Origin of the sequence: Ideonella sp. (assembly GCF_036277275.1) — a bacterium.
Taxonomy (GTDB): domain Bacteria; phylum Pseudomonadota; class Gammaproteobacteria; order Burkholderiales; family Burkholderiaceae_C; genus Ideonella.
In genome coordinates this window covers 26,018-45,990 of record NZ_DASUNH010000174.1, presented here as the reverse complement: position 1 = coordinate 45,990, position 19,973 = coordinate 26,018, and the positions used below count along the sequence as shown (strand labels likewise).

Below are 19,973 nucleotides of genomic sequence, written 5' to 3'. Positions count from 1 at the left end.
ATGAGCGATGTCGACGGCCGTCCCCTTCCTTCAGCGCCCGCCGGTGCGGCGCGGCCCAGCGTCATTCAGCTGGTGTTCCGCGAAAAGGGCGCGCTCTACGCGGCCTACGTGTCGGTCTTCTCGGACGGAGGGCTGTTCGTCCCGTCGACCCGCGACTACCAGCTCGGCGACGACATCTACCTGCTGCTGTCGCTGCCGGGCGACCCGCAGCGCTACCCGGTCGCCGGCAAGGTCGGCTGGATCACGCCGCCCAACACGTCCGGTGGCCGCACCCAGGGCGTTGGCGTACGCTTCCCCAGCGACGACAAGACCCGGATGCTCAAGATGAAGATCGAAGAGATCCTGGGCACGTCGATCCAGTCGTCCAAGCCGACGCAGACGCTGTAACCCTGCGGCGCGCTGGCCCCCCGGGCGGTGTCGCCCGTGTCCTCTTTCCCGTTTCCGACCATGTTCGTCGACTCGCATTGCCACCTGAGCTTCCCGGAGCTTCACGGCCGGCTGCCGCAAATCCTGGCCGACATGCGCGAGGCCAAGGTGGCCGCCGCGCTGTGCATCTGCACCACGCTCGAAGAATTCCCGACCGTTCAGGCGCTGGCCGCCGAGCACACCAACCTCTGGGCCAGCGTCGGCGTGCACCCCGACACCGAGGGCCTGACCGAGCCGAGCGAAGACGATCTGTGTAGATTGGCGGCGCAGCCCAAGGTCATCGCCATCGGTGAGACGGGGCTCGACTACTACCGTTTGAATGGCCGCAGCATCGCCGACATGGAATGGCAACGCGACCGCTTTCGCGCCCACATCCGCGCGGCGCGGCGATTGAAACTGCCGCTGATCATCCACACCCGCAGCGCCAGCGACGACACGATCGCGTTGCTGAAGGAAGAGGGCGCCGGGCAACAGGGCTCGGGCATCGGCGGCGTTTTCCACTGCTTCACCGAGACGATGGACGTGGCCCGCGCCGCACTCGACCTGGGCTTTCACATCTCGTTTTCCGGCATCGTCAGCTTCCGCAATGCGGCCGATCTGCGCGAGGTGGTGCGCTTCGTGCCGCTGGAGCGTTGCCTGATCGAGACCGACAGCCCGTACCTCGCGCCGGTGCCTTACCGCGGCAAGACCAACAGCCCGGCCTATGTGCCGCACGTGGCCAGCGTGCTCGCGGCAGAGAAGGGCTTTTCGGTGGAAGAGATCGCCCAAGCGACCACGCACAACTTCGAGCGCCTGTTCCAGGTGCAAGTGCCGGCCTTGGCCGCGGCCTGAGGCATGCGCAATCCACGACGCTTTGATCGGCGAGGTGTTCTGAGGGCGGGCGCCGCGCTGGCGTTGGCGCAGGCGGCCTCGAACGTGCGCGCAGGCTCGTATGAAGACTTCTTCCTCGGCATCGAACTCGACCGTCCCGGCATCGTTGCGCCGCTGCTGACCAAGGGGTTCGATGTCAATGCCCGCAATCCGGAGAGCCAGCATGGCCTTTACCTGGCTTTGCGCGAGAACTCGTTCGAGGTGGTGCCGCTGCTGCTGAACCATCCGCAGCTCGATGTCGAGGCCACCAGCCCGGCCGGTGAGACGCTGCTGATGATGGCCGCCTTGCGCGGCCAGCTCGACGCGATGAAGAAGTTGATCGCGCGGGGCGCCCAGGTCAACCGCGAGGGTTGGACGCCCTTGCACTACGCCGCGTCAGGCAACGACCAGGCGGCGGTAGCGCTGCTGCTGGAGCGTGGCGCACAGCTCGATGCACGGGCACCGAATGGCAACACGCCGCTGATGCTGGCTGCCGGCTTCGGCAGCGTGGATGCGGCGGATCTGCTGGCCCTGCGCGGCGCCGATGCGACGCTGCAGAACAAGGCCGGGCTGCGGGCCGCCGACTACGCCCGCAAGGCGGACCGACTGTGGCTTGCACAGCGGCTGGACGCCATCGCGAAGCGCGCCCGTCCTTGACGACGGGCAGGCGGCGTGCGCTTGCTCAGCCCTTCAGGCCGGCGAGGTCGGCGAGCGCCAGACCGAAGTAGCCGAGGACGGCGACGACCAGCAGGGCTTCGACTTGCGAGTAGCCCAGTTGCGCGCTGGTGTTCGTGAAGAGGTTGATCAGACGTTGTTTCATCATGGCCCTTGTGAGGTTGCGGGGTTGTTCGGTTGGCCGGCGCCGGCCCTGGGCCGACCCGGTATCCCCGCAAAGCGGCTCTTGGCGTTTTTACGGGGTGTCGGGTTCTGGCGAATTGCAGGACCCGATGATTGCTGTTAAGCGATTTGCTCGACAGCCGGGACTGTGACAGGCCCGGGCGACAGTTTCAAGGCAAATCCTAGGGATTACCCGCATCTTGTGACTTCGCTCACGGCGATTCATGGCGTAACCGTCAAGGGGTCGCCACCTTTCGCTCGCCAGCCCGTCTTGTCGGTCGCCCGGCCCGTGAGGTCCGACCTGCCAACCGAACGTCTCATCTGGCGCGAGTGCTCAATGCGCCGTCTGCGAATGAGGGCCGCCGGGTGCGGAAATGCCGGCAATGGCCTTGCCCACTTGTCTTGCACCTTCGCGGGCCGCGACGTCGCCGATCGACACGATGCCCACCAGGCGCTTGTCACGGTCAACGACCGGTAGCCGCCGAACCCGGATGTCGCTCATGTTGTTCGCGACGCTGTTCAAGTCGTCATCATCAAAGCAATACAGCACTTCGCGAGACATCACTTCGCTGACCTTGGTGTCGGGCCCCTGCCCTTGGGCGAGGGCCCTGACTGCCATGTCGCGGTCGGTGATCATGCCGACCAGGCGATCGCCTTGTCCGACCGGTAAAGCGCCGATGTCATGTTCGGCCATCAACCGCGCTGCCTCCCGAATGGTCTGGCCCGGGTCGACCAGCAACACATCAGACGTCATTGCCTCACGTACTCTCATTGCATAACCCTTTTGCGCCGCGATTCAAAAGTGCTCGGCCGAGGGCGCCTGACCGGCCGGGAGCACCCAGTGGCGGGGCACGGCGCATACCCGGTGCAAAGCCGCGTCACCCGAGACCGGACAAGCCGCGCCCCGGCGTCCGGCAGATCCCCCTACACCGCAGGCCAGGCCGCCCGTCAGGCTTGTCAGGCTTTTTCTGACAGCGGGCTTGTCTGTCAGCCGACTGTTGTTGGCCAAAGTGCTTCTCTACAGTTCGTGACATGGGTTTCGCGCCGAAGCCCACACCCTCAGGAGAACCTCATGCGCCACGCCCAAACCGCTCTGAACCCGTTCACGATGATGACGGACCCGGAGAGCATCCTGCAGGCCATGGAGCGTTCGGATCGCCTGAACCGCTTGCAGCGTCACGTCTGCCGTCCGCTGGACCGCCCGCTGATCCCGAAGGTCAAGGCTTCTGAATTGGCCGCCTACGACCGCGAAATCGATCTGTCGGCCGACGAGGAAGTTGACGGCGAGATCTGAGCGACCGGTCGCGGCCGGTGATCGCCGGCTTGCTCGATCGTTTTGCTGCAGCACGCGCACCCGACGAGGAGCATGGCCCCTGCGGCGGCGACTTGCGCAGCGCCAACGTCGAGCCGTCGCTCGTCCATTGACCCAACACCCAGCAAACGGGGCCGGCGCGGCCCCGTTTGCCTTTGGCGCTTCTGAACCTGCCTGAACCGTGTCATCGAGGCGATGGAACATGACCTGGCGGGTCATCGCCAACGCGAAGACGCCCGGCAACACTGGCGGCAGTCCCACCCAAGAAAGGAAACCACCATGTCCTCGGACACCCTGCTGCCGCTGGCCGTCGCGCTGCTGATCGGCATTCCGGCGTTCGGCTCCTGCATCGGCATCGGCCTGGCGACGATGAAATTCCTCGAAGGCGCTGCCCGTCAGCCCGAGCTGATTCCCGAATTGCAGACCAGGTACTTTGTCGGCGTGGGCGTCACCGATGGCGCCTTCATCATCGCCACCGGCATCGGCCTGTGGCTGGTGACGGCCAATCCTTTCAAGTAGTTCCACAGCGCAGGGCAGCGGGCCCGGTCGGGCGTCCATGACGTCAAGCGCAAGCGGCGCCCGATGTCGGTGCGCCTGGCGCGAGCCGGGCCGGCTGTCGAAGTTGGTATTCGTCAGCGCTGTGGTCAAGCCGGGTCGATCGCTGTAGGCTTTGCGCGCCTCGTCGTGAGGCTGTCGAAAGGCTGCAATGGCGCGTTGGCCTTTGGCTGCCCACGGAGTCATCGGTGCGCTGGTGGCGGCGTTTGGGGTGTTCGTCGTTGCCAATGGGCTGAATGACCTGCCGTGGGTCGATGCCCTGATCCGCAAAGGGTCTGATCTCGGCCCCGGGGCCGGGCTGCTGTTTGTCTGCGCCGGTCTTGGGCTGTCGCTGGTCGACGGTGCGGATCGGCCACCGGTTCGGCGAGCCGTGGTCGACCTGTGCGCGCTGACGCTGATGGTCTATTCGTCATTGGTCTTGGCGCAGTCGGTACTGCATGCCGATTGGGGGCTGGACTTCACCAAGGCGTCGACGCCCCCGACGCCCCAGAACCCGCATCCGGGGCGCGTGTCGCTCAACTCATGCCTGGCCTTTGCGGCCGCCGGCGCGGCGCTGTTGATCGCGAACCGCCCTGCGGCAGGGGCGCGGCAGGCGCTGGCCGCAACCGTTGCGGTCGTTCTGGTCCTGCTGTTCGTCTTGTTGGGCATGGTCGGGCAATTGCTTGGCCTGCAACAGCTGTATCGGCTGGGTGGGTTCAATCAGCTGTTGTTTCCCTCCGCTGCCGCACTGTTGCTGTTGACGGTCGGCTTCTGGTCGATGCTCAGGCGGCGGTTCGCGCCCTCACCGTCCCAGGAGGCGGGCTACCTTGAACGCCGCATCGTCTATCGCGCCTTGACGACGCTGACCATCGTCGCGCTGGCGGCGGGCCTGGTGGGTTTCGCGGTGATGCGCGAGACCTTCGAGCGGACCATCATCGACAACGCCCGCGATGCAGCGCGCACCCACGCGTTGGCCCTGTCGAACACGCTGCAGACGAGTCTGTGGTTTCCGCGCATGATCGCTGCGCGGCCGGGGGTGCTGGAAGCGATCAACAAGACCCGAAACGAAGCCACCGAAGCGGCCGGGCTGGAGCAACTGAAGTACCTGACAACGACATTCGTCGGCGACGAGGTGGTGGGTCTGCGCTTTCTCGCCGAAGACGGCCGGTTGCTGAGCGAGGCAGGGCAGTTCCTCGATTCATCCACGTCGGTGAGCCACGACCTGTCGGTCGATGCGGCAGCGGCGGAGTTGCTGTGGTCGCAAGGCTATGTGCTGCGCACCCATGTCCCGCTGCAGCGGGCCGGGCAGCGCCTGGGCACGCTGGTGACTGAACAGAGGGTGCGCCTGTTCGATGAAGTATTGCAGGCACTGCGGCAAGTCAACGAGAGCTCTGACGCCGTCATCTGCAGCGTGCGTGACCGGATGGCCGCCTGCGCCCCCAGCCGGTTCTACAGCGCCGCCTTCACGGTTCCCTTGCTCGACGGGCAAGGCAAGCCAAGCTACCCGATCACCTTGGCGCTGAATGGCGACTCCGGCGCGATGATGGTGCTGGACGCCCGCGCCGAGCCTGTCGCCGCGGGTTATGCGCCCATCGGTGATTCGGGCCTCGGGCTCGTCGTCAAGACCGATGTCCACACCCTCTACACGCCGATCCGGCATCGGTTCAACCTGGCCACCGTCCTGATCGTGGCGTTCGTTCTGGCCGGCACCTGGGCATTGCGCGCGCGTGTGCGGCCGCTGCTCGCGGCGCTGGTGGCCGAGCAGCGGCGCAGCCAGGCCATCCTCGACACGTCGAGCGACGCTTTCATCGCGATCGACGCGGCCGGGCGAGTCAGCGACTGGAACGCCGAGGCGAGCCGTTTGTTCGGCTGGGGCAAGAGCGAGGCGATGGGCCGGACCCTGCCGGAGCTGATCATTCCGCCGCAGCACCGCCAGGCCCACGAACAGGGTCTTGCGAACTTCGTGCGATCCGGCGCCGGGCCGGTGGTCAACCGTCGCACCGAGATTGCCGGCCGGCACCGCGATGGCCACGAGATACCGATCGAGCTGTCGATCTCGGCAATGCCGACGGCCGACGGATTCGCCGCCAACGCCTTCGTCCGTGACATCCGCGAGCGCCACGAAGCGCAGCAGAGCCTGGCGATGAGCGAGCGGCGGCTGCATGAGGTCATCGACAACATTCCGGCGATGGTGGGCTGCTTCGATCGCAACGAGACGTGCATCTATGCGAACGACCTGGGCCGCCGCATCAACGGCTTGCAGCGAGGGCAGGAGCAGGGCTTGAGCCTGCGCGAGGCAGTGGGTGATGACAACTATGCGCTGCACGCACCGCATATCCAGGGGGTGCTCAGTGGTCAACGCCGCGGCTTCGAAGCCACGGTCATCCGCCACGGCCGCGAATCGCACTATCAGGCCCATTTGATCCCGCAGACATCGGCTGACGGCGAGGTGACGGGTTTCTATGCGATGTCGTTCGACGTGACGGCCCTGCGGCGAGCCCAGCTTCAGCTCGAGCGCAGCGAAGGTCAGCTGCGTGCGATTACCGACAACCTGCCGGTGATGATCTCGTACATCGACAAAGATCAGCAACTGCGCTTCGTCAACCGGACCTTCGAGGACTGGACGGGCATTCCCATCGCGAAAGCCTTGAACCGGCCGCTGGCCGAAGTCATCGGCCGGGAGCTGTACGAGCAGCGGTCCCAGGCGCTGAACGAAGCGCTCAGCGGCAAGCGGATCGAATTCGAGGTGAGCTCCGACGCGATGGGCACCAAGCGGGTGCTGCACACGCTCTACATTCCCGACATGGCAGCGCTCGACGACGTGTTGGGCGTCTATACCTTGACGACCGACGTCACCGCCATCCGCGAGTCCGAGCGCAAGCTGGCGGAGCTGGCTCTGAACGACCCGTTGACCGGCCTGGCAAACCGGCGCTGCTTCGAAGACATGCTGGCCGAGTCGCTGTCGCGTGCGCGGCGGCTGGGCACCGGCGTGGCGCTCATGTTCCTCGATGTCGACCAGTTCAAGGCCATCAACGACACCCACGGCCATGCCGCTGGCGACGCGGTGCTGATCGAGTTCGCGCGGCGCCTGGAGGGCAGCGTGCGTTCGACCGACTCGGTCGCGCGGCTGGCGGGCGACGAGTTCGTGGTGATCCTCGACACCGTGCGCAACAGCGAAGAAGCGCGCCGCGTGGCGGAAAAGGTGCTCGCCAACATCAGAAAGCCGATGCAGCTGCGCGGGGGAGCGCTGAACGTGACCACCAGCATCGGCGTGGCCTACCAGGGCGCCAGTTCACTGTCCACGCCGAGCGAGTTGCTGGCCCAGGCCGACGAGGCCTTGTATGCCGCCAAGGTGGATGGTCGCGACACGCTGCGTGTCGTGCCGCAAGAAGCGCAGACCATCAGCATCGAAAGGCGGCGGGCGTTTCGATAGTGCCGGCGGCCTGCTGTGCCATTCACGCAGCGCCGAGGCTTCAGGCTGTCAGGACAACCCCGCCTTGTACAGAGCCACCAGCGCGCGCCAGGCCCGCTCGGCTTCGGCCGCGTTGTAGATCGGTGTCCCACCTTCGACAGGCATGTCGGCCACGCACCAGCCGTGCAGCGCTGCAAAGACCTCGACGGTGGCCGGCACCTTGGCGTCGGCGAAGTGGCGCTTCAGCGCGTCCTTGGCTTCCGGTTGGCGCTGGTCGTCGTTCGATGCGACGCCGAAGTACATGTGGGCCTTGATCTTCGATGCCAGCAGGTGCGGGCTGTCGGGCTTGTCGGTGACCAGGCCCCCGCCGTGGAACGACGCGCCCGCGCCGATGCGGGCTGACTGCGAGGCGGCGGTGCGCACCACCAGCGCGCCGCCCATGCAGTAGCCCTGGGTGCCGATCCTCTTGGTCTTGTCGACCGCAGCCTGGGCATCGAGGAACTCGACGAACGCCGCCGCATCGGCTTCCGCCGCGCCTGCCGCCGTCACCGAACCCATCAGCGGATTGAGCTTGGCCCACAGCGCGCGGTCCTTGAAGTCGGCGTTGGCCGCGGTGTCGAAGACCGGCGCCTTGGCGACGCGGTAGAACGGATTGGGCACCAGCACCGAGTAGCCCTCGGCGGCCAGGCGCTTGCCGATGTCACGCATGGCGGGCCGCAGGCCGAAGGCATCGGGCCAGATCAACACGCCCGGGTACTTGCCGGTCGCCGGGTGGATGAAGGTCGCATCGCAGGTGCCGTCAGGGGTCTTGATCGTCACCTCGTCCGAGACCACCGCCAGCCCGGCCGCCGAGGCACCGGCCGCACTGCCGCCGAGGCCGGCCGCCACCGACAGCGCGACAAAGTCGCGCCGGGAGAAGTCCGGTGCTGTCTCGCCGCATGCCGGCGCGTTCGATGTCTGATCCATCTTGCTGGCTCTCCTGTTGTCGTTGGCCACGAAACGGGCGAGCATACGCCCGGGCGATGCGCCGGTGGCGTGTCGCCGTAGCGTGCCGTTCTCGATCTGCATGTTCTGGCTGGTGGGTGTAGGCGCACGCAATAATCGATCGAACATCGATCGAACATCGGATCGAACAGGAGCGCAGCCACCTTGCCGCCGCGAATGGAGCCTTCATGCCCGTCATCAAACACAACCCGTCCGAGCTGTTTCCGCAGTACCGCTGCTACAGCCATGCCACGGAAATTCGCGGGGATTCGAGGTTGCTGATCATCAGCGGCCTGAACGGCTATTTGAAGGACGGGCAGACGATGCCGGAATCCTTCGAGGATCAGGCCGAGATCATCTGGACGCACATTCAGTCGATTCTTCGCTCCGCCAACATGGAGCTGCATCACCTCGTTTCGCTGCGAACCTACCTTGCCGGCCCGGAATACGACGAAGCCAATGTGAAGATGCGGGTGAAGTTCCTCGGCACACACGAGCCCGCATCGACCGTCATCTGCTGCCAGTTGCTCGACCCGCGCTGGAAACTCGAAGTCGAAGCAATGGCGGCCACGTAGCCCCTACCAGCAACCACCATGAGCGAAGACAACCAACTGGTTCTGCCCGCATCTTTCATCGCACTGTTCATCGAGCCGGGCCGCACCAAGCCCAGCGAGCCGCGCGCCGTCATCCAGGAGCGTTACGGGTTTTGCGAAGACCTCGCGTCGATGTTGGTGGACACCGCGAGGACCAAACAGTGGGAGCTCGGCATCGCCGAATCCGACGTGCTGACGCGCGTTCACGAAGGCCTGCTGAGCAGCGGTCTGCAGGTCTCGCAGGCCGAAGCGCAGTGGGTGTCGACCCGATTGGCAGAGCTGCTGGAGTGGGAGCCGATCTTCGCGTGGGAGGCGCCGCAGGCCTCGCCGGGCTGAACTTCGTTGAACGGCGTTGGCCGGCCGTGGCATTCATTGCACTGAATTCGAGTTCGGCCATTGAGTCGATTTCAGGGTTTGTGCCGATCCATCACAGTACAGCGTTAGCTTCCGAAAGAAGGATGGTTGCATTTTTGTCCTTGATTCGATCTCCATTTCCGGCAATTGCCCGCTGAATTGAATAGACTCGCGCCACCGCAACTGCTTGGAAGTACCCAATGGCCACTCTGGCATCGATCAAGAAACAAATCGCTGAACTTCAGAAGAAAGCCGAAGCGCTGGTCAAGGCGGAGTCGAAGGACGCCATTGCCAAGGTCAAGGCATTGATCGACAGGTACCAGTTGACCGCCGAGGATCTGGGTTTGGTGGCGAGCGCCGCCACCGGCCGTGCCGACAAGGCCGCCAAACCGGCCAAGGCCGCCCGTGCTGGTGCCCGCAAAGGGGGCGCACGCAAGAAGGCTGCCGCCAAATCGGTCGGCGTCGCGATGTACCAGGACCCGAAAAGCGGCAAGACCTGGACGGGCCGCGGCAAGCCGCCCAACTGGCTGGCCGGCGTCAAGGACCGCAGCGCCTTCTTGATCGGCGCGTCTGAAGCGGCTGCTGCGCCGACTGCCGCATCGCCCCAGAAGACTCGGCGCGCCAAGAAGGCGAAGGCCGTTGTGGCCGCTGCGCCTGCCAAGGCCTCGCGCAAGCTGAACGGCAGCAAGCCGGCCAAGGCCACCCGTGCCGCCAAGCCGGCCGCTTCGAAGCGCGTTTCGAAGAAGGCGGCCAGGAGCAACGCCACACCGGTGGAGACGTCTGCCGACGCCGGTCAGGTCGCATCGTCCGCAGCGGGCTGAGCCTTCGGGGCCGAGGCGGTGGGATTCCGGTCGCTGCCCGGCTCCTTCCCCCTCGAATGCAGGGTGGGCGCGGTTGCGTGGCCCCGGCGAGAGTGCCACCATCTGCGTCAGGTTCGCGACACGGCGTGTCCGCGACCTGATGTTGTATCTGCGAAGTTGGAGGTCGGTATGAAGAATGACATCCCACTTCTGTGCGGCCCGCGGTTCGGCACGGCAGTTCGCAAGTGGGCTGGCCTATTCAGCCCGGCACTCCTTTTCGCAGCCTCGCTTTGCCATGGGGCTGCCGCCGTATCGCCGATCGAAGTGACGATCTATGCCGACGATGGCTACCCGCCTTATTCGTACGGCGAAAACGGCGAAGCGTCCGGCATCTACACGGCCATACTCAACAAGGCATTCGAGCGAATGCCTCAGTACCGGGTGACGCTGGTGCCGGTGCCGTGGAAGCGGGGGCTCAGGCTGCTTGAAAGCGGCCAGGGCTTTGCGCTGTACCCACCGTATTTCAGGCCCGAAGAGCGCCCGTACATCAAGTACTCCGAGCCGATTCTCGACGAGCAGGTCGTCGTGTTCTGCAACCGGTTCACCACCGTCAACAGGAACTTGAAGAACTGGCCGGATGACTACATCGGCCTGACGATCGGCACCAATGCAGGCTTCCTGCTGGGTGGCAAGGAGTTCGATCGCTACGTGGCCGCAGGAAAGATCGTTCGCGACTCCGGCACCTCCAGCCACGGCAGCGTGCTGAAGATGCTTTCGGGTCGGAACGACTGCTACATCAATGACCGGTTGGCCATTCGCTGGCAGGTCGAGCAGATCAAGCGCAACGGGGAAATCGAGGCCGAGCGGGTAGCCATTTTCGAGGCCGCCAGGCTGTACTCTGAAAAGGGACACCTGGGGTACACCGATCGCGATGAAGGCCGGTTTGCATTCAAGGACAGCTTCGTTCAAGAGTTCAACGCCGTCATCACCAGCCTGAGAAACGACGGTGAGATCGACAGAATGATCGAGAAATTCTTGAGCGGTCGCCGATGAGGGTGGAAGATCCCGGCTCTTGAAGGCTTGCCTTGGCGCCACGCGCGTGGTGTCGAACGCGGTGAGCCGGCGACCAGGGAGCCACCATGAAGATCGTCGCAGCCGCCTTGCTCTTCGCATTGAGTGCAGCGAATGCCCATAGCCCGCTGCCCCCAGCCAGCCCCGCCGCCAGCGCACCGGCAAAAACCCCCTGTGATGCGCTGGCGGCAGACAGGAAGCTCACAGGCCCCGCCCGAGCGCAGTTCCTGAAGCAGTGCAACGACAACGCGGCGAGCGAAGCCAAGGCTGCCTGCGATGCCAAGGCGGCCGAGAAGAAACTCTCCGGCGCCGCCAGGAACAGCTTCACCAAGCAGTGCATGGCTGATGCGTCGAGCCTCTGATGCGCGGCCCGCGCAGCGGGCGAGAGGCCCCGAGCCGCTTGTGGCTGATCGGTCGGTGTACAAGGCTTGCTCGTCTTGGGCTTTCAAAGACTCCGCCATGAGCCAGCCTGCCGCGCGCATCGACGCCAACGAGATCGATCCCGACCTGTGGTGCTTGTTCGACCAGTACGTCCACGGCGACATCGACCGCCGAGGTTTTCTTGATCGCGCAGCCCGCTTCGCTGCGGCCAGCGGCACGACGGCGACGGCGCTGCTGGCGGCGCTCAGCCCCGACTTCGCCCGGGCACAGAAAGTGGCGCCTGGCGATGCGCGCCTGAAGACGGAGTTCGTCGAGTTCGCTTCACCGGCCGGCTACGGCAAGGTGCGCGCCTATGTGGCGCGGCCGGCGCAAGCCGCCGGGCCGTTGCCGGTGGTCCTGGTGGTCCACGAAAACCGCGGACTCAACCCGCACATCGAAGACGTCACGCGCCGCCTCGCGCTGGAAAACTTCATCGCTGTGGCGCCCGACGCGTTGTTCCCGCTCGGTGGCTACCCGGGTGACGAAGACAAGGCGCGCGAGCTTTTTGCCAAGCTGGATCAAACGAAGACCCGCGAGGATTTCGTCGCCGCGGCGACTTACACGCGCACGTTGGCCGGCGGCAACGGCAAGCTGGGTGCCGTGGGCTTCTGCTATGGCGGTGGCATGGTCAACCTGCTGGCCACGCGCGTGCCCGAGTTGCGGGCCGGAGCACCCTTCTATGGCGCGCCGGCCGAGGCGGACCAGGTCAGCCGGATCAAGGCCGAACTCGTCTTGGTCTTTGCCGACAACGACGAGCGCATCAACGCGGCCTGGCCTGCGTACGAAGCGGTGCTGAAAGCGGCCGGCATCAAGTACGAGGCCTTCAAGTACCCCGGCACCCAGCACGGTTTCAACAACGACACCACGCCGCGCTTTGATGCCACGGCGGCCCAGCAAGCCTGGGGGCGGATGCTGGCGTTGTTCAACCGCACGTTGCGCTAGGGCCTGTTTGACGCTACGCATCGGGGCTCCGCAGTGTGAACAGGCCCTGGTGTTTTGTCGCGGGCGGCGCGGTGCCGCGCGCTCGGCGCCGCGTTTGATGGCGACCACCTGACAGGGTTGATGCCCCTTTTACTGCGCGAACGCTTGCGCTCGAATAGCGGGGCAGGACCCGGGTGCCAGGGCAGGGACGCCGGCTGGCTTGGGCAAGCGGAAGGTTGTACGTGCCGGCAGTCGACGATCTGCAATCGAATCGGGGCTCGCCAAACCCGATGGTTCGCGACCTGGTGTATCAGGCACTGGTGGCATTGGGCTGCAGCCTGCTTTCTTATGCGAGCCTGCACTGGAGCCCGCTCACCGGGCGGCCGATCCTGGATGCGACAGCCGGCCTGGCCCTGGCCGCGGTCTGGGTGCTCGGCTACCACTCGGCCGTGGCGGTCGGCATCGGCACGCTGGTCGGCCGCTGGCTCTGGGCGTCTGCCCTGCCGGCCTGCGGCCACGACGACTGCGACCTGTGGTTGACGGCCGGCGTGCACGCCGCCACCGAAGCGGCGCAAGCCATGCTCGGCGCCTGGCTGTTGCGACGTCATCACGCCGCCCCGGCGGCGCTGAACGAGCCGCGCGAGATTCTCTCGTTCGTCGTCAACGGGGCCGCCTGGCCCGGCCTGGCCGGCATGGCGATCACCACCGTCTATCACGTCGGCGTGAGCGGCATGCCGTGGGCCGCCGCTCCGTTCGCGGCGGCCAGCCTCTGGGCCGGGGTGGTCCTCGGGGTGATGATCGGTGCTCCGATTGCACTGACCTGGCTCGCCCGGCCGCGGCGGGACTGGGTGCCCCGGCGCTGGCCGCTGACTCTGACTGGCGTGACCAGCGCGGCCCTGGTTCACGTAGGCGTTGCGGCGGTCGCCGGTGCCGACGCGAGGCGCAGCCAGAACGAGTTCGACCACAGCGCGCAGCTCGCGGTTGCGCTGACCCGGGCGGAGTTGCACAACACGCTGCAGGCCGTGCGGGCCATGCAGATCCTGTTCGCGCAGACCCGCGAGGTATCGGCCACGGAGTTCCGTGTCGCGGCCGCCGGGTGGTTGCCGACGACCAACGAGATGCAGGCCATCGGTTGGATCGACTGCGAGGGTCCCAAATCGCAGGCTGCGGCCCCGCGGGTGCGCTATGTCGAGCCCTCGCTCTATCGGCCGCCGACGGATGGTGGAAGCTGGTTCGTCGAGCCCACCGTGCAGGCGGCTCAGCTGCGTGCGCTGCAATCGGGGCGTCCGGCGACCAGCGGCCGAGTGGATCTCGGCGCCCCGGCCACCGGCGGTGACCGCAGCCGGGCCGTGCCGGGCGTGGTGGTCTTCCAGGCCACGGCCTCGATGTGGAGGCCTGGGGGCGGGTGCGATCACGGCGTGCGCGGATTGGTGTTCGCCACCTTGCCGTTGACGCGCCTGGCCAGTCAGCTGACCGGGCCGATGGCGGCGCCGCTGAGCGCCTGCTTGATCGACCGGCATGCTGAGGGCCGCGAACGCGTACTGCTGGGCGCTGCCGATTGTGAAACGACGCCTGCGGCGCGCCGATTGGCCGAACCCGTCACCCTGGCCGACGGGCAGTGGGAGCTGATTGTTGCCGACCGCGGCCGTTCGGAAGGGCGGGGCGCCAGCGTGGTGGCCGGCGTCAGCACCGCGGGCATGGCCGGCGCGGCGGCCCTGATGGTGTTGCTGCTGACGGTGACCGGGCGCGCGCGGCGCATTGAAGACTCGGTCGCCGAGGCCGAGGCGGCACGGCGCGCGGCCGAGTCCGCCAACATGGCCAAAAGCAATTTTCTTTCACGCATGAGCCATGAGCTGCGCACGCCGTTGAACGCGGTGCTGGGCTTTGCGCAGCTGCTGGAGATGGCCACTGCGCCGGCGCTGAGCCCCTCGCACAAGCGCTGGGCCACGAACATCCGCCAGGCCGGCGATCACCTGCTGGCGATGATCAACGACATTCTCGACCTGTCGCGCATCGAGTCGGACACGCTGAGCCTGTCGATCGAATCACTGGCGGTCGATTCGCTGGTGGCCGAAACCGTGACCCTCGTCGAGCAGCGTGCCGCAGAGCGCCGGATCTCGATCCAGCTGGACCTGTCGCCCCAGGCCGAGCGCCTGTACGGCGATGCGACCCGGGTGCGCCAGGTGCTGGCCAACCTGCTGTCCAACGCCGTCAAGTACAACCGGGATGGCGGCGAGATCCACCTGGCCGCGCGGCGGGCGGGCGGGATGGTGGAGATCGAAGTGCGCGACACCGGTCTGGGGTTGACGGCGACGCAGATGGCCCAGCTGTTTCAACCGTTCAACCGGCTGGGCCGTGAGAACAGCCAGGTCGAAGGCACCGGCATCGGCCTGGTCATCAGCCGCCGCCTGGCTGGCCTGATGGGGGGCAGCTTGCAGGTCAGCAGCGTGCCAGGCACGGGCTCGTCGTTCACGCTGGCTCTGCCCGCCGGCGAGCACGCAGAGCGGCCTCTCGCGCCGCCGGTCCAGCGCGGCGACACGACGCCCGCGCATCCGGCGTCGGCACTGACGTCGCAGCGCATCCACTACGTCGAAGACAACCCGTTGAATGTCGAAATCGTCCGTTCGGCGCTGGCCGAGACCGACGCGATCCAGCTCGATCACAGCGCCACAGGGCAGCAGTGCCTGGACAAGCTGCTGATGCCCGGCGCCGCCCAACCGGACTTGATCTTGCTGGACCTGCACCTGCCCGACATCGACGGCATGGCGCTGCTGCGCCGGCTGAAGGCGCACCCGGCGACAGCCGACATCGCGGTGGTGGTGATCAGCGCTGACGCGTTGGAGGCAAGCGTCGAGGCGGCCATGGCATGCGGCGCAGTGGAGTTCCTGACCAAGCCGTTGGACGTGGCTCGTCTGAGGCGGGCCCTGGCCCGGCACGGGCGTGCGGCGGGGCATCTGGTGATCTGACTTGCCGCCATTCAGACTTGTGCACGCCGCCGAGCGCCGAGCGCCGATAGCCGGGCGCCAGCCTTGGCGGCCATCCGGCCGTGATCGAGGCGCTGACAGGCCTCAGGCGGCCTGCCGGCGTTCTTCGATGCCGTTGCGTTGCAGCAGCCGGCCCAGCACCTTGCCGTCGACCGGCTTGATGATCAGTTCGTCGAAGCCGCAGCTCTCGGCCTCCCGTCGCTCCTCGTCGTCGCCGGACACCGACATCGCGACGATCTGCACCGGGCGGCCCTGGCTGTTCTTTCGCAAACGCTGACAGACCTCGAACCCGCACATCAACGGCAGCTCCGTGGCGACGAGGACGAGATCAGCCTGCACGTGGAACGCGCGGTTGACGGCGGAGTAGCCGTCGCGGACGACCCAGCACTGGTGGCCCAGCGCCTCGATCAGATCGGCCAAGGGGTAGGCGCGGTTGATGTCGTCATCGACCACCAGGACTCGCCGGCTGCCTGGCCAAAGAAGGGTGGAAGCCATTGGATCTCTCGAACGACAAGGTCTGAACCATCGGCCCGCTTACCGCTCCGAGCGAAGGCCAGTCGTTGGTGTTCTGATCAAGAACTGCGCCATGGCGCATGGCGCGCTGCGGGGATTCTTCTCCTTTTCCGGGGCGCGGCAACTTCAACCCCGATGCGCACATGGAGAACCGCTCACGCAGGCCGTCAGAACGGTGGCGACGAGTCCACGAGCGCGTCGGCGAAACGTTCGGAGCCCTTCGTCATTTGCTGCTGCAACTGCGCGACTTGCTGGCGCAGCGCGGCGTTTTCGGCGGTGAGGGTCGCCACACGCGCCTGCAGCGACTCGATCGTGTCTTGCTCGGCTGCCTCGGCTGGCGAAACCGGGGCCGACTCGGCGGGCGACTCGCTGGCCGGCTTGCGCTTGGCCTCGCGGGCGCGCTTGGCGGCTTGCTTGAGTTCGTCCTTGCCAGCCGTCGCCGCGGCGACCTGTTCCTGCGCCGGCAAGGTGGCCACCGCGGCGGCGGCATTGATCGAGATCGAACCGGCCTTGACCGCAGCCACCAGCTCGGGCGCCGCCTGCTTCTGGATCTTCTCGATCAAGACGACCTGGTTGCTGCTCAGCCGCGCGGCCTTGGCCAGCGCTTCACGCGTGTCCAGCGGCTCGGGGGCGAGCGCGGTCGGCGCGGCGCCCTCCGGCGCGGCAGCGGCCGAGTCTTCGGGCGCCGGAACGGGGGCAGCACGCCGCGCGCGGCGCTCGGCCACGATCTCGCGCTTGCGCAGCGCCAGCACTCCGCGCTGGAAATCCGAAATGCTGCGGCGGCCGAGGTGCTGATCGATCATCCACAGGTGCACGTCCTCGATCGACTGGAAGCGGGGGTTCTGCACTGTCTGGAACGGCAGGCCGTGCTTGCGGCAGATGCCATATCGGTTGTGACCGTCGACCAGCACGTTGCCCCACAGCACCAGCGCATCGCGGCAACCTTCGGCCAGGAGGCTGCGTTCCAGCGCCTCGTATTCCTCCAGGGTCAACGGGTCGATGTAGGCCTTGAGTTCTTCGTTGACGACGATGTCCATGACGCGCGGTTCGGGCAGCTGCAAAGGGCGCGCATTGTAGGGAGGCTGCCCGGCTGGGCGTGGGAGCGATGTTTGCTCCCACCGCCGCAACAGGCTTCGAGGGATATGCCGTGACGGTGACACCACGCTCTCCAGGGAAACTGCAGTGCACGAACGATGACGGTCGGCCGGCGGCGGACCGCGCTGACGGCGAGCACTCCGCCTCATGCAGCATCTATACCCGCCTCGCCAAGGTCATCGCCCACTTCTGCGGCCGGCCGGCGGTCTTCGTGACGGCATTCGGGACCATCGTGCTTTGGGGCGTCAGCGGGCCGCTGTTCGGCTTCAGCGACACCTGGCAACTCCTCATCAACACCAGCACCACCATCATCACCTTCCTGATGGTGTTCCTGATCCAGAACACTCAGAACCGCGACACCGAGGCGATCCAGGTCAAGCTCGATGAGCTGATCCGGGCGACCCAGGGCGCGCGCAATGCGCTGATGGACATGGAGGAGATGGACGACCAGCAGCTCAACGCCATACGCGCGCAATATGCTCGGATGGCGCGATTGGCCCGGCGCGGCGAGAGCACCGCCGCCAACGGCGCGCGCAACGCCGCCGCAGGGCAGGAGGACGCCGTGGCCGATGACGATCCTGATGGGGAGCCGCTGCGCCGGTAATGCCCGGGTCATGGGCCATGTGAGCACAACCGCGGCTGGCGTTCGGCGTGGATTGGTCAGCGCTGCTTACCAGCGTGTCCTGAATTGATCGATTCTGTTCTCGGCTCGGCGGTCATACGCTTACCAGCCCCGACCACCGATCCATGAACACGATGACCACCTCCACCCTTCGCGCCCTCAGCCCTCCCACCGCAGCCCGCCGCGCCGGCTTGTTCAGTCGGCTGGCGGCACATCTGCGTGCACCTTCCATCCGGCACCTCGACGCCGCCACGCTCAAGGACATCGGGGCCAGCGCTGAAGCGCGGGCGGAGGCGGACTTGCGTGACGCGTACCGCCATTGGTTTTCGCCGAGCCGATGGCACGGCTTCTGAACCGCTCCGTCGAGGCGTGCGATTGAAAATCCGCCCGATCCTGGCGGAGACCGGCACGGTGCCCTGAGGCTGGGATCCGTGCGCTGGCCCTACTGCAAGGCGAGCTCAGGCAAGACGGGTGTGGCCTCGCGGCTCGCCGAGACGGTGGCTGAAGACGCCCCCGCACCGCCGGGCACTTGCCACCCGGTCAACACGGCCGGTCGCCAATACACGAAGCGGCCCTTGCCGCGGTGCTTGGCCTGGTACATCGCGTCGTCGGCCTGTGTCAGCAGATCGCTGGCGCCAGAGGTCTCCCCCGGGGCCCAAGACCGGATCCCGATGCTGGACGACAGGCATGCCCGCACGCCACCCGCCAGATCGAACGGCGTGGTTGCGGATTGCATGATCTTCTCTGCCACGGTCGTCGCGTCGTTGGGATGGCTCAAGCCCTCTGCAATGACAACGAATTCGTCACCCGCCAGGCGCGCCACGGTGTCCACCGAGCGCATCTGGGTTCTCAGGCGGTCGGCAAAGTCGCGCAAGACCTTGTCGCCTGCATCGTGCCCGTGGGAATCATTGATGCCCTTGAAGCCGTCCAGATCCAGGAACAGAACCGCCATCGCCTGCTGGCTGCGTTGGGCACGGGCCATTGCCGACGGCAGCATCTTCATCAGCGCGCGGCGGTTGGGCAGGCCGGTGAGGCTGTCCTGTTGCGCCTGCTCTTCGAGCTGTTGCTGCAGCGCCTTGCGCTCGGTGATGTCGCGCGCGAATCCATCGAAGAAGCTTTCGCCGGTCGTGGTCAGGCGAACGCGCATGCTCAACTCGATCGGGAACTCGCTGCCATCGCGCCGGCAGGCTCGCAACTCGGTCCGGCGGTGGGGCGCAGCGCCGTCACCGCCGGCCAGGTAGTGGGCCAGACGTCCCTCGTGGGTCGTGCGGGCCTCCACCGGAACGATCAGCTCGACCAGGCGGCGGCCAAGGGCTTCATCGCTTCGCCAGCCGAAGATCGTCTCGGCCATGCGGTTCCAGGTCACCACCCGGCCGTCGACGTCAGTGGACACGAACGCGTCGTTGGCCTGCTCCAGGATCGCGCGTTGGGTCGCCTCGCTTTCGGCGAGCGCGGCCGTGCGTTGCTCGACCCGGTCCTCGAGTTCATGGTTCGCCTGCTGCAGCGCCTTCTCGCGTTCGCTCAGCACGTCGAGCATGGCGTTGAACGAGGCGGCCAGGCGGCCCACCTCGTTGACCGAGTCGGCTTCGCCACGCAGGTCGCGGCGGCCGGCCTTGGTCGCTTCCGCCACCTGCAGCAGGTCGTAAAGCCTGTGCGTGGTGCGCCTGGCCATCACCATGGCCAACAGCACGCCCACGGCGATGGCGCCGATGCCATACAGCAGACCTTCGCGGGCCACCTGGCGCAGCTGCCCCGAAATGCCTTCCCAACCCGCCGCAAATCGGACCCAGCCCAGCAGGTGACCTTCCCAGACGATGGGCGTCGCCACATCCAGCGCGTCCTGGTCGTCGACCAAGGCTCGGCCGACGTGCGGACCCTTGAGCATCGCCTGGGTGATCGGGTCGCTCATCATCTGTCCCACATGCTCGACCTGGGTGTGCGCGAGCACCTTGCCGTCGATGTCGAGAATCGCGGCGTAGCGCATGTCCGGGTAGTCGATGAACCCGCTGATGATTTCCTGCAGCGCCACCACGTCGCCCGACATCAGGTCGCCGGTCGCGTGCCGCGCAATGCCCTGCACCAGGCTGGTGGCACTTTGCAGATGGCGCTGGTGAAGGTATTGACGCTGCTGCACGAAGAGGTCGCCGACGAAGATCGTCATCAGCACGGCGTGCACGAGCGCCACCCCCACCACCAACTGGCGGCGGATGGAGCGGTGCTTGAAGAACCGGCGAGGCAGCATGTCG

The 19,973-nt window shown here is 66.5% G+C and carries 21 protein-coding genes; 15 read left to right on the top strand and 6 right to left on the bottom strand.

The window, feature by feature from the left end; genetic code table 11:
* Genes VFY73_RS29695 through VFY73_RS29685 form a run of 3 tightly spaced genes read left to right on the top strand, consistent with a single transcriptional unit; the run spans position 1 to position 1,932 of the window.
* Entirely contained in the window at positions 1-387 is a 387-nt protein-coding gene (locus VFY73_RS29695; protein WP_329725208.1) for a PilZ domain-containing protein, read from the top strand.
* A gap of 60 nt (positions 388-447) precedes the next feature.
* Complete coding sequence (locus tag VFY73_RS29690) at positions 448-1,257, top strand: TatD family hydrolase (protein ID WP_329725207.1); 810 nt, start codon at positions 448-450, stop codon at positions 1,255-1,257.
* 3 nt (positions 1,258-1,260) lie between these two features.
* A complete protein-coding gene (locus VFY73_RS29685) occupies positions 1,261-1,932 on the top strand; it encodes an ankyrin repeat domain-containing protein (protein WP_329725206.1) in 672 nt (223 codons plus the stop codon).
* A 25-nt stretch (positions 1,933-1,957) separates the two neighbouring features.
* On the opposite strand, the gene VFY73_RS29680 is transcribed toward VFY73_RS29685, so the two are convergent.
* Both VFY73_RS29680 and VFY73_RS29675 read right to left on the bottom strand, forming a co-directional pair.
* Complete coding sequence (locus VFY73_RS29680; RefSeq protein ID WP_329725205.1) at positions 1,958-2,095, bottom strand: hypothetical protein; 138 nt, start codon at positions 2,093-2,095, stop codon at positions 1,958-1,960.
* Between the two features lie 351 nt (positions 2,096-2,446).
* Positions 2,447-2,884: a CBS domain-containing protein gene (locus VFY73_RS29675; protein WP_329725204.1), complete on the bottom strand. Its 438-nt coding sequence runs from the start codon at positions 2,882-2,884 to the stop codon at positions 2,447-2,449.
* 300 nt (positions 2,885-3,184) lie between these two features.
* Between VFY73_RS29675 and VFY73_RS29670 the strand changes: the two genes are divergently transcribed.
* The 3 genes from VFY73_RS29670 (at position 3,185) to VFY73_RS29660 (ending at position 7,391) form a co-directional block, all read left to right on the top strand.
* Positions 3,185-3,406, top strand: a complete 222-nt coding sequence (locus VFY73_RS29670; protein WP_329725203.1) for a hypothetical protein — start codon at positions 3,185-3,187, stop codon at positions 3,404-3,406.
* A 297-nt stretch (positions 3,407-3,703) separates the two neighbouring features.
* Entirely contained in the window at positions 3,704-3,943 is a 240-nt protein-coding gene (gene atpE / locus VFY73_RS29665) for a F0F1 ATP synthase subunit C (RefSeq protein WP_329725202.1), read from the top strand.
* A gap of 202 nt (positions 3,944-4,145) precedes the next feature.
* A complete protein-coding gene (locus VFY73_RS29660) occupies positions 4,146-7,391 on the top strand; it encodes a sensor domain-containing protein (RefSeq protein ID WP_329725201.1) in 3,246 nt (1,081 codons plus the stop codon).
* Positions 7,392-7,439: 48 nt separating this feature from the next.
* Here the strand turns inward: VFY73_RS29660 and VFY73_RS29655 are convergent, their stop codons facing one another.
* Positions 7,440-8,336 carry a dienelactone hydrolase family protein gene (locus VFY73_RS29655; RefSeq protein WP_329725200.1) on the bottom strand — a complete coding sequence of 299 codons (897 nt, stop codon included), beginning with the start codon at positions 8,334-8,336 and terminating at the stop codon, positions 7,440-7,442.
* A gap of 206 nt (positions 8,337-8,542) precedes the next feature.
* Between VFY73_RS29655 and VFY73_RS29650 the strand changes: the two genes are divergently transcribed.
* From VFY73_RS29650 to VFY73_RS29620, 7 genes are all read left to right on the top strand, one after another.
* Entirely contained in the window at positions 8,543-8,929 is a 387-nt protein-coding gene (locus tag VFY73_RS29650; RefSeq protein WP_329725199.1) for a RidA family protein, read from the top strand.
* 18 nt (positions 8,930-8,947) lie between these two features.
* Positions 8,948-9,283 (top strand): ATPase with chaperone activity, encoded by a 336-nt coding sequence (locus VFY73_RS29645; protein WP_329725198.1) that lies wholly within the window; start codon positions 8,948-8,950, stop codon positions 9,281-9,283.
* Between the two features lie 218 nt (positions 9,284-9,501).
* Positions 9,502-10,122: an H-NS histone family protein gene (locus VFY73_RS29640; protein ID WP_329725197.1), complete on the top strand. Its 621-nt coding sequence runs from the start codon at positions 9,502-9,504 to the stop codon at positions 10,120-10,122.
* A gap of 168 nt (positions 10,123-10,290) precedes the next feature.
* Positions 10,291-11,154, top strand: a complete 864-nt coding sequence (locus VFY73_RS29635) for an ABC transporter substrate-binding protein (RefSeq protein WP_329725196.1) — start codon at positions 10,291-10,293, stop codon at positions 11,152-11,154.
* 86 nt (positions 11,155-11,240) lie between these two features.
* Positions 11,241-11,534: a hypothetical protein gene (locus VFY73_RS29630; protein WP_329725195.1), complete on the top strand. Its 294-nt coding sequence runs from the start codon at positions 11,241-11,243 to the stop codon at positions 11,532-11,534.
* A gap of 97 nt (positions 11,535-11,631) precedes the next feature.
* A complete protein-coding gene (locus VFY73_RS29625) occupies positions 11,632-12,534 on the top strand; it encodes a dienelactone hydrolase family protein (protein ID WP_329725194.1) in 903 nt (300 codons plus the stop codon).
* Positions 12,535-12,803: 269 nt separating this feature from the next.
* Entirely contained in the window at positions 12,804-15,479 is a 2,676-nt protein-coding gene (locus tag VFY73_RS29620; protein WP_329725193.1) for an ATP-binding protein, read from the top strand.
* A gap of 102 nt (positions 15,480-15,581) precedes the next feature.
* Here VFY73_RS29620 and VFY73_RS29615 read toward each other — a convergent pair whose 3' ends face one another.
* Positions 15,582-15,992 (bottom strand): response regulator, encoded by a 411-nt coding sequence (locus VFY73_RS29615; RefSeq protein WP_329725192.1) that lies wholly within the window; start codon positions 15,990-15,992, stop codon positions 15,582-15,584.
* Positions 15,993-16,177: 185 nt separating this feature from the next.
* Entirely contained in the window at positions 16,178-17,047 is an 870-nt protein-coding gene (locus tag VFY73_RS29610; RefSeq protein ID WP_329725191.1) for a plasmid replication/partition related protein, read from the bottom strand.
* A 212-nt stretch (positions 17,048-17,259) separates the two neighbouring features.
* Between VFY73_RS29610 and VFY73_RS29605 the strand changes: the two genes are divergently transcribed.
* Together VFY73_RS29605 and VFY73_RS29600 are read left to right on the top strand one after the other, a co-directional pair.
* On the top strand, positions 17,260-17,709 hold the full coding sequence (locus VFY73_RS29605; protein WP_329725277.1) for a low affinity iron permease family protein: 450 nt from the start codon (positions 17,260-17,262) through the stop codon (positions 17,707-17,709).
* Positions 17,710-17,861: 152 nt separating this feature from the next.
* On the top strand, positions 17,862-18,080 hold the full coding sequence (locus VFY73_RS29600) for a hypothetical protein (protein WP_329725190.1): 219 nt from the start codon (positions 17,862-17,864) through the stop codon (positions 18,078-18,080).
* 89 nt (positions 18,081-18,169) lie between these two features.
* Here VFY73_RS29600 and VFY73_RS29595 read toward each other — a convergent pair whose 3' ends face one another.
* A complete protein-coding gene (locus VFY73_RS29595; protein WP_329725189.1) occupies positions 18,170-19,969 on the bottom strand; it encodes a diguanylate cyclase in 1,800 nt (599 codons plus the stop codon).
* Positions 19,970-19,973: the final 4 nt, after the last annotated feature.

Coding starts and splice junctions, on each gene's coding strand:
- VFY73_RS29635 (WP_329725196.1), top strand. CDS start 10,291: ATGAAGAATGACATCCCACTTCTGTGCGGCCCGCGGTTCGGCACGGCA.
- VFY73_RS29655 (WP_329725200.1), bottom strand. CDS start 8,336: ATGGATCAGACATCGAACGCGCCGGCATGCGGCGAGACAGCACCGGAC.
- VFY73_RS29630 (WP_329725195.1), top strand. CDS start 11,241: ATGAAGATCGTCGCAGCCGCCTTGCTCTTCGCATTGAGTGCAGCGAAT.
- VFY73_RS29670 (WP_329725203.1), top strand. CDS start 3,185: ATGCGCCACGCCCAAACCGCTCTGAACCCGTTCACGATGATGACGGAC.
- VFY73_RS29640 (WP_329725197.1), top strand. CDS start 9,502: ATGGCCACTCTGGCATCGATCAAGAAACAAATCGCTGAACTTCAGAAG.
- VFY73_RS29600 (WP_329725190.1), top strand. CDS start 17,862: ATGACCACCTCCACCCTTCGCGCCCTCAGCCCTCCCACCGCAGCCCGC.
- VFY73_RS29695 (WP_329725208.1), top strand. CDS start 1: ATGAGCGATGTCGACGGCCGTCCCCTTCCTTCAGCGCCCGCCGGTGCG.
- VFY73_RS29645 (WP_329725198.1), top strand. CDS start 8,948: ATGAGCGAAGACAACCAACTGGTTCTGCCCGCATCTTTCATCGCACTG.
- VFY73_RS29610 (WP_329725191.1), bottom strand. CDS start 17,047: ATGGACATCGTCGTCAACGAAGAACTCAAGGCCTACATCGACCCGTTG.
- VFY73_RS29675 (WP_329725204.1), bottom strand. CDS start 2,884: ATGAGAGTACGTGAGGCAATGACGTCTGATGTGTTGCTGGTCGACCCG.
- VFY73_RS29615 (WP_329725192.1), bottom strand. CDS start 15,992: ATGGCTTCCACCCTTCTTTGGCCAGGCAGCCGGCGAGTCCTGGTGGTC.
- VFY73_RS29595 (WP_329725189.1), bottom strand. CDS start 19,969: ATGCTGCCTCGCCGGTTCTTCAAGCACCGCTCCATCCGCCGCCAGTTG.
- VFY73_RS29620 (WP_329725193.1), top strand. CDS start 12,804: ATGGTTCGCGACCTGGTGTATCAGGCACTGGTGGCATTGGGCTGCAGC.
- VFY73_RS29680 (WP_329725205.1), bottom strand. CDS start 2,095: ATGAAACAACGTCTGATCAACCTCTTCACGAACACCAGCGCGCAACTG.
- VFY73_RS29690 (WP_329725207.1), top strand. CDS start 448: ATGTTCGTCGACTCGCATTGCCACCTGAGCTTCCCGGAGCTTCACGGC.
- VFY73_RS29685 (WP_329725206.1), top strand. CDS start 1,261: ATGCGCAATCCACGACGCTTTGATCGGCGAGGTGTTCTGAGGGCGGGC.
- VFY73_RS29650 (WP_329725199.1), top strand. CDS start 8,543: ATGCCCGTCATCAAACACAACCCGTCCGAGCTGTTTCCGCAGTACCGC.
- atpE (WP_329725202.1), top strand. CDS start 3,704: ATGTCCTCGGACACCCTGCTGCCGCTGGCCGTCGCGCTGCTGATCGGC.
- VFY73_RS29625 (WP_329725194.1), top strand. CDS start 11,632: ATGAGCCAGCCTGCCGCGCGCATCGACGCCAACGAGATCGATCCCGAC.